Below are 15,216 nucleotides of genomic sequence, written 5' to 3' on the forward strand. Positions count from 1 at the left end.
GAATCATGAGGATTTCCTCACGTTCAAATGCCGCCGGGGTGTCACAGGCGTGCATCGGAGAAATATCGCGTGATGTCTCTCACAGCCCTCCCGTGAAGTGACCGGTGAGTAGATCGCGTCCGTGCTGGACGAGGGCGGTGCGAGGACGTCCAAGAACCTGAGGAAAGCCTCATATTAATCGTTATCAATCTGTTACCACCTTGACGAAGTCCCAGGTTCATGCAGGTCCGCGCCCCCGAACCCGGGTCCGCGACCAGCGAAACCGAACCTGTCGGACCCTCGCACTAATATTCGAATCCAGGAACAGCCGACAGCCATTCTCCGGGGGGAAGAAATGAGCACAGCCCACGTCCGCGCCCTACTCGATCATGTCGACGCGAAGCTGCCACGAGAGTCGTGGCCGCACTGGACGGAGGGCTGGCCGCACGAGATCGAAGCCGGTCTGCTCGATGCCGCGTTCTCCGCCCGCGCCACGTACGGCACGCCCACCACGGGGGTCCGCGCCGTCATCACCCGCTGGCGCGATCACCGGGCCGCACCTCTCGACGACCYCACGGCGCTCGCCGCACACGCCGACGAACCCGAAGGCCTCCTGGCCGTCCTGAACAACCGGCAGCGAGTACCGGGGAACTACACCACCAAGGCCGAGGCCGTCGCCTCGGCGGCACGCTCGCTCACCGAGCTGGGCTGCACCACCTCGGCGGATCTCCGCGACGACGAGGCCCAGCGGAACGCGATCGTCGGGGTACCCGGGTTCGGTGCCGCCACCTGGGAGTGCCTCGCCATGCAACTCGGCATCCGCACCGCCGAATCTCACCGCCTGGTGTGCGAGTTCCTCGGCGAGGCGCTCGATCTCGAAGCACCCCCATCGACGGCAGACGCCGAACACCTCGTCGCCTCCGCAGCAGTGCGGCTCGAGATCACGCCCGCCACCTTCACCCACGCCGTCTGGCGGCACCAGCGCGCGCAGCGGCGGGTGGCAAGTGCGAGATGAAGTACACGCGAGAAGCGCTCGAGCAGGCGGTCGCGGAATCGACGAGCGTGGCCGGCGTCATGCGCTACCTCGGCCTGAAACCCGCGGGTGGGACACAGGCTCACCTGAGTCGACAGATCAAGAGGTTCGGAATCGATACGACGCACTTCACCGGGAGCGCACACACCAAGGGCAAGCCGGCTCGCAATCGCATGTCGTGGGAGGAGATTCTCGTGGAACGACCACCAGGTAGCGCACGAGTGAAACCACATCTGTTGCGCCGGGCCCTGATCGAGGCCGGGGTCGAATACAAATGTGTTCTCTGCGGCCTCGGCGACGACTGGTGCGGAAGCCCCTTGACTCTGCACGTCGACCACATTGACGGTGATCCCCTCGACTCACGTTTGCATCAGATCCGGTTCCTCTGCCCCAATTGTCACAGTCAGACACCGACGTGGGCCGGCCGAAATCGCTGGACACAGGGTGGTGAGCACACAGGCTGATCCGAGGATGGGCTCCTGTCGAGGTGTGGCGTAGTCTGTCCTCGCGCGCGAGTGGCGGAATGGCAGACGCGCCACACTTAGGATGTGGTGTCCAACGGACGTGGGGGTTCAAGTCCCCCCTCGCGCACTTCTCGGGTTTCCCTGCCGATTCGGCGGCCCTGTTTCGCTTAGATCGACGGCTCGTCGGGCGCCTCCGGCGGCTGTGACCGCCACCATAGCGGCAACCTCTCCTAGCAGCGCATTCAGCGATTCAGGTACCGTCGTTACGTGTCCGGTAACCGTAAGCAACGCCGCCCCGCGCTGATCCTGTTGGTGGTCGTCGGGGCTGTCGGATGCCTCGCACTCGGCTGGTGGCAGTGGACACGTTTCGAAGCGGTGGGCGGGACCGGCCAAAATCTCGGCTACGCATTCCAGTGGCCCCTGTTTGCGGCGTTCCTCGTCTACGCCTATCGGCGATTCGTGCAGCTCGAGGACGCCGAACCGGCCGACCCCGCCGACGTCCCGGATGCTCCCACCGAACTGCGGGAGATCCCGGCCGACGTCTTGCCCCCTCGCCCCTCGGTGGCCGAGGACGACCCGGACGACCTCGAGAGCCGGCAGATTTCGCAGTACAACCAGTACCTCGCCGAGCTGTCTGCTCGCGAGACCGATAGGAGCACCACGTGAGCACGGGCCAAGACGAAACGACTGCCGGTTCGGTCGCAGACACCGCGAAGCAGAAGAAGATCGCCCCCGCGCTCCTGCGCTACCGCGTCCTCGCCTACGCCACCGGTGTGTGGCTGCTGGTCCTCACCGCAGAGATGGTGGCCAAGTACATCTTCAAAGTCGACAACCTGCCCAGCTGGATCGCCGTGGTCCACGGCTGGGTGTACTTCGTCTACCTGCTGGTGACGCTCGACCTGGCGGTCAAGGTGCGCTGGCCCGCGGGCCGGACGGTCGGAACGCTACTCGCGGGCACCATTCCGTTCCTGTCGTTCTACGTGGAGCACCAGCGGACCAAGCAGGTCCGCCGCGACTTCGGTCTCTGACCGAACCGGTCGGCTCTCTCACATGATGACCGGCTGCCCGGTGATCATCGCGATCACGTAGGTCAGCCAGCCGAGCGGTGTCTGAGGCACCATCATCGGCGACATGTGAACCTCCTCCCGTGAAACGTAGCGACTGTCAGTGCCCGGTGAGCGCCGCCAGGTCGGGGACGAGCTGAACGAGCGCCCGCCCTCGGTGCGAGGACGCGTCCTTCTCCTCGGGTGACAGCTGGGCGGCCGAGCGGGTATCTCCATCCGGCACGAAGACCGGGTCGTAACCGAATCCGCCGTCGCCGACGGGCTCACGGGCGATGCTTCCCCGCCATTCGCCGCGGACCACCGATTCCTCGCCGCCGGGCACCACGAGCGCGCACGCCGAGACGAACGCCGCTCCCCTGCGGTCGTCGGGCACGTCACCGAGCTGAGCCAGGACCAGGGCGGTGTTCGCGGGATCGTTTCCGTGCGCGCCCGCCCACCGGGCGGACAGGACTCCGGGCATGCCGTTCAGCGCATCCACCTCGATTCCGGAATCGTCTGCCACACAGGGCATACCGGTTGCGGCGGCACCGTCGCGCGCTTTCGCCAGGGCGTTCTCCTCGAACGTCGCACCCGTTTCGGGGGCCTCGGGGTACTCGGGTACGGCATCGAGCCCGACCAGTTCGATCCCGTCGACACCGGCCGCCGCGAGCACCCGATGCAGTTCCCGGAGTTTCTTCGCGTTGCGGCTGGCCACCAGCACCCGTGTGGTTTCCCGCACCGATCTAGCCCCCGAACTTCTTCTTCGACGTCTCCGGGACCTTCGGCTCCGGAAGCGCACCGGGGTAGGGCAGTTCGAGTGCGGCCTTCTGGATCTCGAACAGCTGCTCGCACCCTGCGAGCGCGGAGTCCAGCAGTTTGTCGAGCGTGCTCCGCGGGAACGTCGCGCCTTCGCCGGTGCCCTGGATCTCGACGAGGGTGCCCGTGTCGGTGGCCACGACGTTCATGTCGACCTCGGCGCGCGAGTCCTCCTCGTACGGCAGGTCGAGGCGCACACGGCCGTCGACGACGCCCACGCTCACCGCGGCGATGCCACAGGAGATCGGCTGGGGGTCGGCGAGGCGGCCGGCGGCGCGGAGGTAGGTCACCGCGTCGACGAGGGCCACATAGGCGCCGGTGATGGCGGCAGTGCGGGTTCCGCCGTCGGCCTGCAGCACGTCGCAGTCGAGGGCGATGGTGTTCTCACCGATGGCGGCGAGGTCGATGCAGGCGCGGAGGGAGCGTCCGACCAGCCGGCTGATCTCCTGGGTTCGTCCACCGACCTTGCCCTTGACGGACTCTCGGCCGCTGCGGGTGTGGGTGGCGGCGGGCAGCATGGCGTATTCGGCCGTCAGCCAGCCGAGTCCGGAGCCCTGACGCCAACGGGGAACACCGTCCTCGACGCTGGCTGTGCACATCACCCTGGTGTTTCCGAATTCCACCAGCACCGATCCCGCGGGATGTGTGGTGAAGCCCCGGGTGATCTTGACCTCGCGGAGTTCGTCGTCCGCCCTACCGTCTTCTCGTGTGGTCACGGCAGAGAGCCTAGTCGCCCCCGCCCGGGGCGCGGGCACACGGCTTCAGACGGTGTAGACGCCGCCCGCGGACACCGCGTGCAYGGGGCCGGAGAATTCGGCCTTGGCCTCGGCGATGACGTCTTCGCGGGACGTCCACGGCGGTATGTGGGTGAGCAGCAGTTCGGCGACACCGGCGCGGTGTGCGACCTGACCGGCCTCGGTCCCCGAGAGGTGGATCCCTTCGGGCCGGTCCGGGCTGTGCGTCCACGACGCCTCGGCGAGCAGGACGTCGGCCGCGCGGGCGAGGTCGATCACTTCGTCACACATGCCGGTGTCGCCGGTGTAGACGAGGGTGCGCCCGGCGCCGTTGGTCAGCCGGAACCCGTACGCCTCGGGCGGGTGGTTGACCCGGCGCGCGGTGATGGTGAGGTCGCCGAACGTGACCGGTTCGCCGTCGGTCCAGTGGTGCAGGTCGATCGTGTCGGAGATGTCGTCGATGTCGCCGCCGCACTCCGCGGACGCGACGCCGATCCGGCGGGCGGTGTCGGACGGGCCGTAGACGAGTGCGCGCCCCTTCGGCGGGTGCGGATGATAGCGACGCCAGACGAGCAGTCCTGGGAGGTCCAGGCAGTGGTCCGCGTGCAGGTGGCTGAGGAGGACGGAGACCTCGCCGGGATCGGCGAACCGCTGGAGCGCACCGAGGACACCGGGTCCGAAGTCGAGTACCAGCGGCGGTGTGTCCGGCGCGGTCAACAGATAACCCGATGCAGGTGAGTCTGGTCCGGAGACGCTCCCTGAACACCCCAGGACGGTAATGCGCATACCCGCCATGCTGCCACGACGACCCGTTTCGGAAAAAGCTTCCGACGGAATTGGCGCGTCGACCTCACAACCGATGGGGAACTGTGACCTGACCATGGCGATCTACCGCGGATCCGCCGCCGTTACCGTTCCCATGCCTCTTCGAGGACTTGGACCTGTGGGTCGTAGGTGCCGGTCGAGAGGTACTTCCATCCGGCGTCGGCGACCACGAACGCGATGTCGGCCCGCTGTCCCGTCTCGAGGGCGTACCGCGCCACGTCGAGTGCAGCATGGAGATTGGCGCCGGTGGAGGTGCCGGCGAAGATTCCCTCGACGTCGATCAGTTCGCGGGTGCGCTGGATCGCCTCGGTGTGGCGTACCCGGAATCGCCGGGTGAGTACCGATTCGTCGTACAGTTCCGGAACGAATCCCTCTTCGATGTTGCGGAGGCCACACACCATTTCGCCGAAGCGTGGTTCCGCGGCCACGATCTCGATGCCGTCGACGTGCTCGCGGAGAAACCGGCCCGTACCCATCAGTGTCCCGGTGGTGCCGAGCCCGGCCACGAAGTGGGTGATCTCGGGAAGATCCCTCAGGATCTCCGGCCCCGTGGTCTCGTAGTGCGCCATCGCGTTGGCCGGGTTGCCGTACTGGTAGAGCAGTACCCAGTCCGGATTCTCGTCCGACAGTCGCCTCGCGACGGCGACGGCCTCGTTGGAACCACCGGCGGCGGGAGAGTCGATGATCCGGGCGCCGAACATCGTCAGCAGCTGGCGGCGCTCCATCGACGTGTTCTCGGGCATCACGCAGATCAGCTGGTAGCCCTTCAGTTTGGCGGTCATCGCCAGCGAGATACCGGTGTTGCCGCTGGTCGATTCGAGTATCGTCGCACCGGGAGTGAGACGGCCGTCCCGTTCTGCTTGCTCGATCATGCGTAGCGCCGGGCGATCCTTGATCGAACCGGTGGGATTGTGATCCTCGAGTTTGGCCCACAACCGCACCGGGCTGCTGCCGTTCCAGCGTGGCGACAGCCGGGGCAGGCCGACCAGAGGTGTGTTCCCGAGAGTGTCGATGTACGAATCGAACCTTGCCACGGCAGCGATCAGCCTCCCGTGACTACACAGCGAACGGACGGACACTCACCGTCGACGTCGGGGGTCGAAACTGTGACAGCCATGATCAACTCCTGAGGGTGCGGTGGGGTGCGGCGACGGAGATCCGCCGCTGGGGACGCCCGGACCTCGGCGGCACGGCGTGTGCGCGAACCGCGAGTTCGACCACCTCCACCGGCCCTCCGTGACGACACTGTCGACAGCTCTGAACTAGGCAGTACCTGGGTGCCCGAATCTCGGGTGGAGCCTACCAGCAGGCCCTACTCGCAGCGGTCGGATGCGCGGTACACGCCGGTGCATCGCACGCGCCTCACCCCGGGGGGATCACCCGAACGATTGTGGCCCCACCGCTTTCCGTGCCCGCTGCTTCCTGGCGTCCGCGGAGAGCAGCCAGGCTGCGACGACACCGCCGACGGCGCCGAACAGATGGCCCTGCCAGGACACACCGGGAGCGCTGGGGAGCACACCCCACAGCAGGCTGCCGTAGACGACGAACACCACCACACCCACGAGGATCTGGCCGAGGCTGCGGGCGAAGATTCCCCGGACCAGCAGGTAGGCGAGCCAGCCGAAGATCAGGACGGAGGCGCCGATGTGGTTGGAATAGGATCCGCCGGTCAACCAGGTGCCCAGACCTCCGACCACCCAGACGATCCCGGTGGCGGCGAGGCCGCGGGCGATGCCCGACAGCAGCACGAGGAACCCGAGGACCAGCAGCGGGACGGTGTTCGCGAACAGGTGCGCCCAGTCGTCGTGCAGGACCGGGGCGAACAGAATCCCCCACAGCCCGTCGATGGAGCGCGGCCCGACGCCGTTCTCTTCCAGTCGCTCGTCGGACGCCACGTCGACGATCTCGATGACGTACAGCAGCATCGTGAAGGTGCCGATGAGGATTGCGGACTGCAGCCACAGCGGCTTCGACTTCGACGCGGGCGCCGGCTTCGCGCCACCCCTCGGCACCGGCGAGTCGAATCGCGAGGAGTCGAACGACGACGTCATGATCCACACACCCCTGCCGTCATGCCCACAACTGCCCTTCCAGTGCTTCTTCTGCTTCCTCGACCGTACCGCCGTATGCGCCGGTCGACAGATATTTCCATCCGCCGTCGGCGACGATGAACGCGATGTTCGCCGCGCGTTCGGCCTTGACGGCCTTGCGCGCCACCCCCAGCGCGGCGTGGAGGATCGCGCCGGTCGAGATGCCCGCGAAGATGCCTTCGTTGTCGATCAGTTGCCGGGTGCGGCGGACGGCGTCGGCGGGGCCGACGGAGAACCGCGAGGTGAGGACGGATTCGTCGTACAACTCGGGGACGAAGCCCTCGTCGATGTTGCGGAGGCCGTAGACGAGTTCGCCGTAGCGGGGCTCGGCGGCCACGATCTCGATGCCGTCGACGTGTTCGCGGAGGTAGCGCCCCACACCCATCAGGGTGCCGGTGGTGCCGAGGCCCGCGACGAAGTGGGTGATCTCGGGAAGGTCGCGCAGGATCTCGGGGCCGGTGGTCTCGTAGTGCGCCAGCGCATTCGCGGGATTGCCGTATTGGTACAGCATCACCCAGTCGGGATGCTCCGCGGACAGCTCCTTGGCCACGGCCACAGCCTGATTCGAGCCACCGCGCGCGGGCGAGTCGATGATCTGCGCACCGAACATCGTCAGCAGTTGCCTGCGTTCCACGGACGTGTTCTCGGGCATCACGCAGATCAGGTGGTAGCCCTTGAGTTTCGCGGCCATCGCGAGCGAGATCCCGGTGTTCCCGCTGGTCGGTTCGAGGATCGTGGCGCCGGGTGTCAGGGTGCCGTCGTTCTCGGCCTGCTCGATCATGCGGAGGGCGGGCCGGTCCTTCACCGAACCGGTGGGGTTGCGGTCCTCGAGCTTGGCCCACAGGCGGACCGGCGCAGCACCGTTCCAGCTGGGAGACAGGCGGGGCAGCCCGACGAGGGGTGTGTCGCCGAGGGTGTCGATCAGCGAATCGAACCGCGCCACGGCCGCGATCAGCCTCCGGCGACGGCGGGCAGGATCGTCACGGAGTCCCCGTCGGCCACCTCGGTGTCGAGTCCGCCGGAGAATCGGACGTCCTCGTCGTTGACGTACACGTTGACGAAGCGGTGCAGGCGGCCGTCGTTGATCAGGCGGTCCTTGATGCCGCCGTAGTTGCCGTCGAGGTCGTCGATGACGGCGGAGAGTGTGGGACCTGTTGCCTCCACCCGCTTTTCACCGCCGGTGTGGGTACGCAGGATGGTGGGGATCGAAACTGTGACAGCCATGGTCGGCTCCTCGGGATGTGGGTGTCTTACCTGCCGCGGGCCCGTCGCGAGGGACGGCACCGTCACTTGTCGGGGACGTCTGCCACGGACGTGTGGGCAAACTTGTAGCTCTGGACCACGTCGACGGGTTCCTCGGTGACGACACCGTCGACGATGCGGTAGCTGCGCAGTTCGTGGACTTCGGGGTCGCGGGTGGAGATCAGCACGTAGTGGGCGTCCGGTTCGGATGCGAAGGAGATGTCGGTCCGGCTCGGGTACGCCTCGGTGGCGGTGTGCGAGTGGTAGATCACGACCGGCACCTCGTCAGCGTCGTCCATCGCCCGCCACACCTTCAGTTGCTCACCCGAGTCGAAACGGTAGAACGTGGGCGAACGCTCGGCGTTGATCATCGGGATGTGCCGTTCGGGGCGGTCGGAGCCGTCCGGCCCGGCGATGACCCCGCACGCCTCGTCCGGGTGGTCGGCGCGCGCGTGCGCGACCATCGCCTCGACGAAGTCCGATCGAATCACCAGCACGTCATCCACCTCCGTGAGCGCCATCCTAGGTGCGCACCGGCGAGTCGGCCACCGACCGGCCGGTACCTCAGGAACGCGTACCTCAGGAACGCAGTGCTGAAGGGAACAGTTCGCGGTAGGTGGGAATTCCCGCGACGGGGGTGGCGCTGAGGACGGCGTCGACGATGGCCTTCTCCACCACTTCGGCGGCCGCGGTGCAGACGGCGTCGACGACGGGCAGATCGGGCGGGAACGCGTCGGGCACTCCCGCCGGGTGGTGGACCGGGTGGATGCCGGTGGAGAGCGCGAAGATCGTGTCGCCGTCGAGCGGCGAATGCGCCGGCCGGATCGCGCGGGCCAGCCCGTCGTGACCGGCGACGGCGACGCGGCGTAGCGCCGCCTTGCCCAGGACGGCGTCGGTCGCGACGACCCCGATGGTGGTGTTGAGGACGGTGCTCTTGGCGATCAGTTCGCGCGCCGCCGACACCTCGGCGGCGACGGGGGGTCTGAGCCCGAAAGCGGCTGCACCCACGGTGGCGACACCCCACGGCAGTCCGGTCGCCGGATCGAACACGGTTCCGACGGGATTGGCCACCATCAGCGCGGACACCGTGATGCCCTTCGCCGGACCGTCCGTGACGACGACGCTCGCCGTTCCGACACCGCCTTTGAGCGCGCCCGCACGCGCCCCGACCCCGGCGCCCACCGAACCGGAGAGCACGGTGTGCGACGCAGAATCTGCTGCCCGGTAACCGAATTCGGCGGTGGGACGCCTGCGCCAGTCACCGACCGGCAGATCGAAGATCACGGCAGCGGGAACGATCGGGACCACCTGATCGGGCTCCCCCATGGCGATTCCGTGACCGTGCTCCTCGAGCCACCGCATGACGCCGTCGGCGGCGGCGAGTCCGTACGCGCTGCCGCCGGTCAGGACGATCGCGTGCACCTTCCGGACGCTGTGACTGGGGTCGAGGAGGTCCGTTTCCCGGGTGCCCGGTCCCCCGCCACGGACGTCGACCGCACCGGTCGCGCCGTGCGGCGCGAGGACCACGGTGCATCCGGTGGCGGCGCCGCGTCCGAGCGCGGCGTCCGCGTCGAGTTCGTGGTGGTGCCCGACGCTCAGGCCCACCACATCGACGAGCGAATCGGTGCGGCCCGGCGTCGTGGCCGTCACGGTGCGAGCGCCTGAACGAGCGAGTCCTGCATCCAGGTCAGCCAGTGGTAGATGTCGAGGTGCGGTGCGCGGGGATCGGCGGGATCGAGTTCGTCGGGCGTGTCGGCGTCGATGCCCAGGTTGGTGCCCAGTGCCAGCCGCACGTCGTTGAGACCGCTGAGCCAGGCGTCGGCCTGTTCCCGCGTGAGCAGTACCTTGCCGCCGTTCTCGGGCACCGTGTGGAGAATGACCGAGCCTGCCGCCAGTTTGGCGTCGATGATCTCCGGTTCGTGGAGTCCGCGCAGCGCACCGTTGATGTCGGCCTTCGATTCGGCGCGGATCTCGTCGTCGTCCGGCGCGTCCATGTCGGGACGGTGGAAGTCGGGCAGCAGCCGCGCGAGGACCTCCTCGTCGGGCGCCGCCGTGTTGCCGGTCCGCATCCCGGTGAGCGCCGCGAGTTCGTCCTCCGGGGCGGACGCGGCCCGCTCCTCGAGGAGACCGAGGACGGAGGCGACCAGCGATCGCAGCACCGTGGCCTCGTGCGCGTCCATCTCCGAACGCAGCTTCACACCGCCGAGCGAGTTCTTCCTGCTCCACATCCGCACGTCGTGTACCGAGTTCCTTACTGTCCGAACGGAAAGTTAGCTGCCGTCGCGCTGCATCGTGGCCCACAGGCCGGCCGCGTGCAGCTTGCGTACATCGTTTTCGACCTTGTCCCGGGAGCCGCTCGACACCACGGCCTTCCCCTCGGAATGGACCTGCATCATCAATTCCGTGGCCTTGGCTTTGCTGTACCCGAAGAGCTTCTGGAAAATGTAGGTGACGTAGTGCATCAAATTCACCGGATCGTCCCACACGACGGTGACCCAGGGACGATCATTGGCTTCATCGATCTCGGCGACCTCCGACTCTGCAGGGGTGACCTGCGGCGATGCCGGCATGGCATCCACGAATGGAGCTGTCGTCGAGCAATGAGCCATGACACCAGGGTACGACGCTCCTCCACTGGGCGACACCGCGGCTTACAGTGGCCGGGTGTCCAGAGACAGCACCGCCTTGTTCACCGACCAGTACGAGTTGACGATGCTGTCGGCGGCCCTCGCCGAYGGTTCCGCCCACCGGCGCTGCAGTTTCGAGGTGTTCGCCCGCCGGCTCCCCGACGGCCGCCGGTACGGAGTCGTCGGCGGCACCGCCCGTCTGGTTGCCGCGCTGTCGAACTTCCGCTTCGGCGAGCAGGAACTCGCGATCGTGTCCCGCTTCCTCGACGAGGCGACGGTCGCGTGGCTGCGTGACTATCGCTTCAGCGGGGACATCGACGGCTACCGCGAGGGCGACTTCTACTTTCCCGGTTCCCCGATCCTCTCCGTCCGTGGAACGTTCGCCGAATGCGTCCTGCTCGAGACTCTGAGCCTGTCGATCCTCAACCACGACAGCGCGATCGCGTCCGCCGCCGCCCGCATGGTCAGCGCCGCCGACGGACGCCCCATGATCGAGATGGGTTCGCGGCGCACCCACGAGGAATCCGCGGTGGCGGCCTCCCGCGCCGCCTATCTGGCGGGTTTCACGGCCACGTCGAATCTGGAGGCGGTCCGCAGGCACGGAGTGCCCGGTGCAGGTACCAGCGCGCACGCGTTCACCCTGTTGCACACCACCCCGGACGGGCCGGACGAGGCGGCGGCGTTCCGCGCGCAGGTCGCGGCACTCGGAGTCGGGACCACGCTTCTCGTCGACACGTACGACATCACCGAGGGCGTCAGGACCGCCGTCGAGGTGGCGGGCCCCGGACTCGGGGGTGTCCGGATCGACTCCGGCGATCTGGGTGTGCTGGCCCGGCAGGTCCGCAGGCAACTCGACGACCTCGGTGCGACCGGGACGAAGATCGTCGTCTCCGGCGACCTCGACGAATACGCCATCGCCGCGTTGCGCGCCGAACCGGTTGACGTCTACGGCGTCGGCACGTCCGTCGTCGTCGGCTCCGGCGCGCCGACCGCCGGAATGGTCTACAAACTCGTCGAGGTGGACGGCATCCCCGTCGAGAAGAGAAGCAGCAACAAGGCGTCGCGGGGCGGCACCAAGCGGGCGTTGCGATTCGCCCGGGACACCGGAACCCTGGTCGAGGAGGTCGTGTACTCGGCCCACTCGGACGCACCCGGCTCGGCTGGCCTCGAGGCGCGGGAACTGCTGGTCCCGCTGGTGCGGGGCGGTGAGACCGTCTGCGACACGACTACCCTGGAGGACAGCAGATCCCTCTTGGCGGCGGGCCTCGTCAGCCTGCCCTGGGAGGGCCTGAAGCTCTCCCACGGCGAGCCCGCGATCCCGGTGCGCTTCGCCGAACCCGAACCCAGGAGGGCACCATGACCGACATCGAGAACACCGACCTCCGGCGGGCGCTGCTCGTGGTCGACGTCCAGAACGACTTCTGCGAGGGCGGCTCCCTCGCCGTCGACGGCGGTTCCGCGGTCGCGGCCGCGATCAGCCGCTTCCTGGCGTCGAACGAGTACGACGCCGTCGCGGCCACGATCGACCACCACATCGACCCGGGCCACCATTTCTCCGACGAACCGGACTACGTCGACACGTGGYCGGTGCACTGCAAATCGGGAACGTCCGGCGCGGACTTCCACCCCGACCTCGACCTGAGCGGCATCGAATCGGTGTTCTCCAAGGGCGAGTTCTCGGCGGCCTACTCGGGCTTCGAAGGCAGGAACTCCGACGGCCAGAGCCTGGAGAAATGGCTGCGTGCGGCCGGAGTCACCGAGGTCGACGTGGTGGGGATCGCCACCGATCACTGCGTGGTCGCGACGGCGCTCGACGCCGTGGCCGCCGGGTTCCCGACGCGCGTCCACCTCCCCCTCACCGCCGGTGTCGCCCCCGCGACCGTCGAGGCCGCGATCACCGCGATGCGGGCCGCCGGGGTRCACCTCGTGGGCCGCGACTCGGACACCCCCTCGGACCGCGTGACGATTTCTGACGTAGGTCCCGAGTAACCTGCTCGGGTGCCTGAAAACCTCCCCAACGTCCCCGAGCTGTTGCGCACGGCGGTGCGGTCGCTGGGCGGTGCCGAGCGGTCCAACCAGCTGACCATGGCTTCCGCCGTCGCGCATTCGATCGATACCGGGGAGCATCTGGMCGTCCAGGCCGGGACGGGCACCGGCAAGTCCCTCGCCTATCTGGTGCCGAGCGTCCGGCACGCGGTGCAGAGCGGGAAGACTGTCGTCGTCTCGACGGCCACCATCGCACTGCAGCGTCAGCTGATCGACCGCGACATGCCGCGGCTCGCGGACGCGCTCGAGGGTTCACTCGGACGGCGACCGCACTTCGCGATCCTCAAGGGCCGCAACAACTATCTGTGCATGAACAAAATCCACACCGGATCCGCCGAAGAGCCTCCCACGGACGAGTTGTTCGACCCGTTCGCGGTGTCGCGGCTCGGACGCGAGGTCCAGCGCCTCACCGAGTGGTCCTCGGACACCGAGACCGGCGACCGCGACGACCTGGCCCCCGGAGTCAGCGACAAGGCGTGGCGCCAGGTCAGCGTCACCGCCCGGGAATGCCTCGGCAAGTCCCGGTGCCCGGTCGGCGAGGACTGCTTCGCCGAGCGCGCCCGCGCGGAGGCCTCTCAGGTCGACGTCGTGGTCACCAACCACGCCCTGCTCGCCATCGACGCCATCACCGGAATCGCGATCCTCCCCGAACACGACGTCGTGGTCATCGACGAGGCGCACGAACTGGTCGACCGGGTCACCAACGTCGCCACCGCGGAGCTGGCGGCGTCGACGATCAGTGCCGCGGCGCGGCGCTGCGCGAAGCTCGTCGAGGAGCAGGACGCGGACCGTCTCGAGGCCGCGGGTGAGGGCTGGGCGGCACTGCTCAAGGAATTGCGGCCGGAACGGTGGGAGGCACTGCCGCCCGGCGCCGCCCCCGCACTCGCCGCTGTCCGCGACGCCGCGTGGTCGCTGCGCACGGCCATCGGCCCGTCCCGTCCCGGCATGGCGTTGAGCGATCCCGAGGCCGCCGCCGCGCGCAACACCGCACTCGCGTCGGTCGAGGAAGTCCACGACAGCGCCGTCCGCGTTCTCAGCGCCTTCGACGAGCCGGATCCGGCCAAGCGTCACGACGTGGTGTGGCTGGCCGCCGACGACAATCGCGGTTCGATCCGCCGGGTGGTGCGGATGGCGCCGCTGTCGGTCGGCGGGCTGCTGCGTTCCCGGCTGTTCGCCGAATCGACCGTGGTCCTGACGTCGGCGACGCTGACTGTGGGCGGGTCGTTCGACGGTCTCGCGGTCAACTGGGGACTTCCTGCCGAATCGTCAGTCGTGATCGATCCGGCGATGGCCACCGGCTCCGAGGCGCCGTCCGATTCGGGCACGCTCAAATGGAACGCCCTCGACGTCGGGTCGCCGTTCGACCACGCCCGCGCCGGCATCATCTACATCGCGAAGCAGCTTCCGCCGCCGGGCCGGGACGGCCTCTCCCCCGCGTATCTCGACGAGATCGCCGAACTCGTCGAGGCGGCGGGCGGGCGCACGCTGGGATTGTTCTCGTCGATGCGGGCCGCCAAGGCCGCGTCCGAGGCCATGCGCGACCGGCTCGACACCCCGATCCTGTGCCAGGGCGACGACTCGACGGGCGCCCTCGTCCGGGCGTTCGCCGGCGACGAGCCGACATCGCTGTTCGGCACGCTGTCGCTGTGGCAGGGTGTCGACGTGCCGGGCCCGTCCCTCAGCCTCGTAATTCTCGACCGCATCCCCTTCCCCCGCCCCGACGACCCGTTGCTGGTCGCCCGGCAGAAGGCCGTCGAGTCGCGCGGCGGAAACGGGTTCCTCTCCGTCGCAGCCAATCACGCGGCGCTGCTGCTCGCACAGGGTGTGGGACGTCTGCTGCGCAGCGTCGACGACAAGGGTGTGGTGGCCGTCCTCGATCCGCGGCTCGCCACGGCCCGCTACGCCGGGTACCTTCGCGCCTCGCTGCCTCCGTTCTGGGAGACGTCCGATCCGGAAGTCGTGCGTAAGGCACTGGGGCGGATCCGCGATTCGCGCCCCTGAACCGCGGCCGCGCACTGAGTCGGACAGCGACGGGGTGCGCACCTATGCTCGACCGATGGACCTTGCGATCTCAGTCCGCGGACTCACCAAGAAGTTCGGCGAAGTCCTCGCCCTCGACGGCCTCGATCTGGAGGTGAAGTCGGGCGAGGTGCACGGATTCCTCGGACCCAACGGCTCGGGCAAGTCCACGACCATCCGGGTGCTCCTCGGCCTCCTGCGCGCCGACGGCGGTTCGGCGTCCGTTCTCGGTTCCGATCCGTGGCAGGATTCCGTTCCTGTGCATCGGCGACTGGCCTACGTTCCGGGGGATGTGAAC

19 protein-coding genes and 1 tRNA gene are annotated in these 15,216 nt (G+C 68.2%); 9 read left to right on the forward strand and 11 right to left on the reverse strand.

The genetic code is table 11. The annotated features are described in order from the left end of the window. The first annotated feature begins 334 nt into the window (after positions 1 to 334). From AC1D1G_RS17115 to AC1D1G_RS17135, 5 genes are all read left to right on the forward strand, one after another. Positions 335 to 994, forward strand: a complete 660-nt coding sequence (locus AC1D1G_RS17115; protein ID WP_477952987.1) for a hypothetical protein — start codon at positions 335 to 337, stop codon at positions 992 to 994. Beyond that, the gene (locus AC1D1G_RS17120; RefSeq protein ID WP_283353793.1) at positions 991 to 1,476 is read left to right on the forward strand and encodes an HNH endonuclease signature motif containing protein; all 486 of its coding nucleotides are present in this window, start codon (positions 991 to 993) and stop codon (positions 1,474 to 1,476) included. The genes AC1D1G_RS17115 and AC1D1G_RS17120 overlap by 4 nt, the downstream gene beginning before the upstream one ends. A gap of 45 nt (positions 1,477 to 1,521) precedes the next feature. Then, positions 1,522 to 1,603, forward strand: a tRNA-Leu gene (locus tag AC1D1G_RS17125). A gap of 140 nt (positions 1,604 to 1,743) precedes the next feature. Then, positions 1,744 to 2,142 (forward strand): transcriptional regulator, encoded by a 399-nt coding sequence (locus AC1D1G_RS17130; RefSeq protein WP_283353794.1) that lies wholly within the window; start codon positions 1,744 to 1,746, stop codon positions 2,140 to 2,142. After that, entirely contained in the window at positions 2,139 to 2,504 is a 366-nt protein-coding gene (locus AC1D1G_RS17135) for a DUF3817 domain-containing protein (RefSeq protein WP_037236425.1), read from the forward strand. Before AC1D1G_RS17130 ends, AC1D1G_RS17135 begins: the two co-directional genes overlap by 4 nt. 136 nt (positions 2,505 to 2,640) lie before the next feature. Here the strand turns inward: AC1D1G_RS17135 and rdgB are convergent, their stop codons facing one another. From rdgB to clpS, 11 genes are all read right to left on the reverse strand, one after another. Then, the gene (rdgB, locus tag AC1D1G_RS17140) at positions 2,641 to 3,258 is read right to left on the reverse strand and encodes an RdgB/HAM1 family non-canonical purine NTP pyrophosphatase (RefSeq protein ID WP_283353795.1); all 618 of its coding nucleotides are present in this window, start codon (positions 3,256 to 3,258) and stop codon (positions 2,641 to 2,643) included. Positions 3,259 to 3,262: 4 nt separating this feature from the next. Further along, positions 3,263 to 4,051: a ribonuclease PH gene (rph, locus tag AC1D1G_RS17145; protein ID WP_007296580.1), complete on the reverse strand. Its 789-nt coding sequence runs from the start codon at positions 4,049 to 4,051 to the stop codon at positions 3,263 to 3,265. 45 nt (positions 4,052 to 4,096) lie between these two features. Continuing rightward, the gene (locus AC1D1G_RS17150; RefSeq protein WP_477952988.1) at positions 4,097 to 4,855 is read right to left on the reverse strand and encodes a cyclic nucleotide-degrading phosphodiesterase; all 759 of its coding nucleotides are present in this window, start codon (positions 4,853 to 4,855) and stop codon (positions 4,097 to 4,099) included. Between the two features lie 122 nt (positions 4,856 to 4,977). Then, positions 4,978 to 5,928 (reverse strand): PLP-dependent cysteine synthase family protein, encoded by a 951-nt coding sequence (locus tag AC1D1G_RS17155; protein WP_283333545.1) that lies wholly within the window; start codon positions 5,926 to 5,928, stop codon positions 4,978 to 4,980. A gap of 342 nt (positions 5,929 to 6,270) precedes the next feature. Then, the gene (locus tag AC1D1G_RS17160) at positions 6,271 to 6,945 is read right to left on the reverse strand and encodes a rhomboid family intramembrane serine protease (protein WP_011594448.1); all 675 of its coding nucleotides are present in this window, start codon (positions 6,943 to 6,945) and stop codon (positions 6,271 to 6,273) included. A gap of 19 nt (positions 6,946 to 6,964) precedes the next feature. Beyond that, complete coding sequence (locus AC1D1G_RS17165; RefSeq protein WP_005262003.1) at positions 6,965 to 7,927, reverse strand: PLP-dependent cysteine synthase family protein; 963 nt, start codon at positions 7,925 to 7,927, stop codon at positions 6,965 to 6,967. An 8-nt stretch (positions 7,928 to 7,935) separates the two neighbouring features. Continuing rightward, positions 7,936 to 8,208, reverse strand: coding sequence for a MoaD family protein (locus AC1D1G_RS17170; protein ID WP_009474135.1), 273 nt, complete (start codon positions 8,206 to 8,208; stop codon positions 7,936 to 7,938). A 62-nt stretch (positions 8,209 to 8,270) separates the two neighbouring features. Next, positions 8,271 to 8,690: a M67 family metallopeptidase gene (locus AC1D1G_RS17175; protein WP_283353815.1), complete on the reverse strand. Its 420-nt coding sequence runs from the start codon at positions 8,688 to 8,690 to the stop codon at positions 8,271 to 8,273. A gap of 115 nt (positions 8,691 to 8,805) precedes the next feature. Next, positions 8,806 to 9,876 carry a P1 family peptidase gene (locus AC1D1G_RS17180; protein ID WP_418341121.1) on the reverse strand — a complete coding sequence of 357 codons (1,071 nt, stop codon included), beginning with the start codon at positions 9,874 to 9,876 and terminating at the stop codon, positions 8,806 to 8,808. Next, positions 9,873 to 10,460 carry an oxidative stress transcriptional regulator AosR gene (gene aosR, locus AC1D1G_RS17185; protein WP_283333542.1) on the reverse strand — a complete coding sequence of 196 codons (588 nt, stop codon included), beginning with the start codon at positions 10,458 to 10,460 and terminating at the stop codon, positions 9,873 to 9,875. Before aosR ends, AC1D1G_RS17180 begins: the two co-directional genes overlap by 4 nt. Positions 10,461 to 10,496: 36 nt before the next feature. Continuing rightward, positions 10,497 to 10,835 carry an ATP-dependent Clp protease adapter ClpS gene (clpS, locus tag AC1D1G_RS17190; protein WP_039950843.1) on the reverse strand — a complete coding sequence of 113 codons (339 nt, stop codon included), beginning with the start codon at positions 10,833 to 10,835 and terminating at the stop codon, positions 10,497 to 10,499. Here clpS and AC1D1G_RS17195 point away from each other — a divergent pair. From AC1D1G_RS17195 to AC1D1G_RS17210, 4 genes are all read left to right on the forward strand, one after another. After that, positions 10,834 to 12,213, forward strand: a complete 1,380-nt coding sequence (locus tag AC1D1G_RS17195) for a nicotinate phosphoribosyltransferase (RefSeq protein WP_317567549.1) — start codon at positions 10,834 to 10,836, stop codon at positions 12,211 to 12,213. The genes clpS and AC1D1G_RS17195 overlap by 2 nt on opposite strands. Beyond that, entirely contained in the window at positions 12,210 to 12,842 is a 633-nt protein-coding gene (locus tag AC1D1G_RS17200; RefSeq protein ID WP_477952990.1) for an isochorismatase family protein, read from the forward strand. Before AC1D1G_RS17195 ends, AC1D1G_RS17200 begins: the two co-directional genes overlap by 4 nt. A gap of 9 nt (positions 12,843 to 12,851) precedes the next feature. Beyond that, positions 12,852 to 14,900 carry an ATP-dependent DNA helicase gene (locus tag AC1D1G_RS17205; protein ID WP_477952991.1) on the forward strand — a complete coding sequence of 683 codons (2,049 nt, stop codon included), beginning with the start codon at positions 12,852 to 12,854 and terminating at the stop codon, positions 14,898 to 14,900. A 55-nt stretch (positions 14,901 to 14,955) separates the two neighbouring features. Continuing rightward, positions 14,956 to 15,216, forward strand: a 261-nt coding sequence (locus tag AC1D1G_RS17210; protein WP_477952992.1) for an ATP-binding cassette domain-containing protein, incomplete at its 3' end; no start/stop codon positions are given.

It is taken from the genome of Rhodococcus sp. P3_B8 (assembly GCF_056402775.1).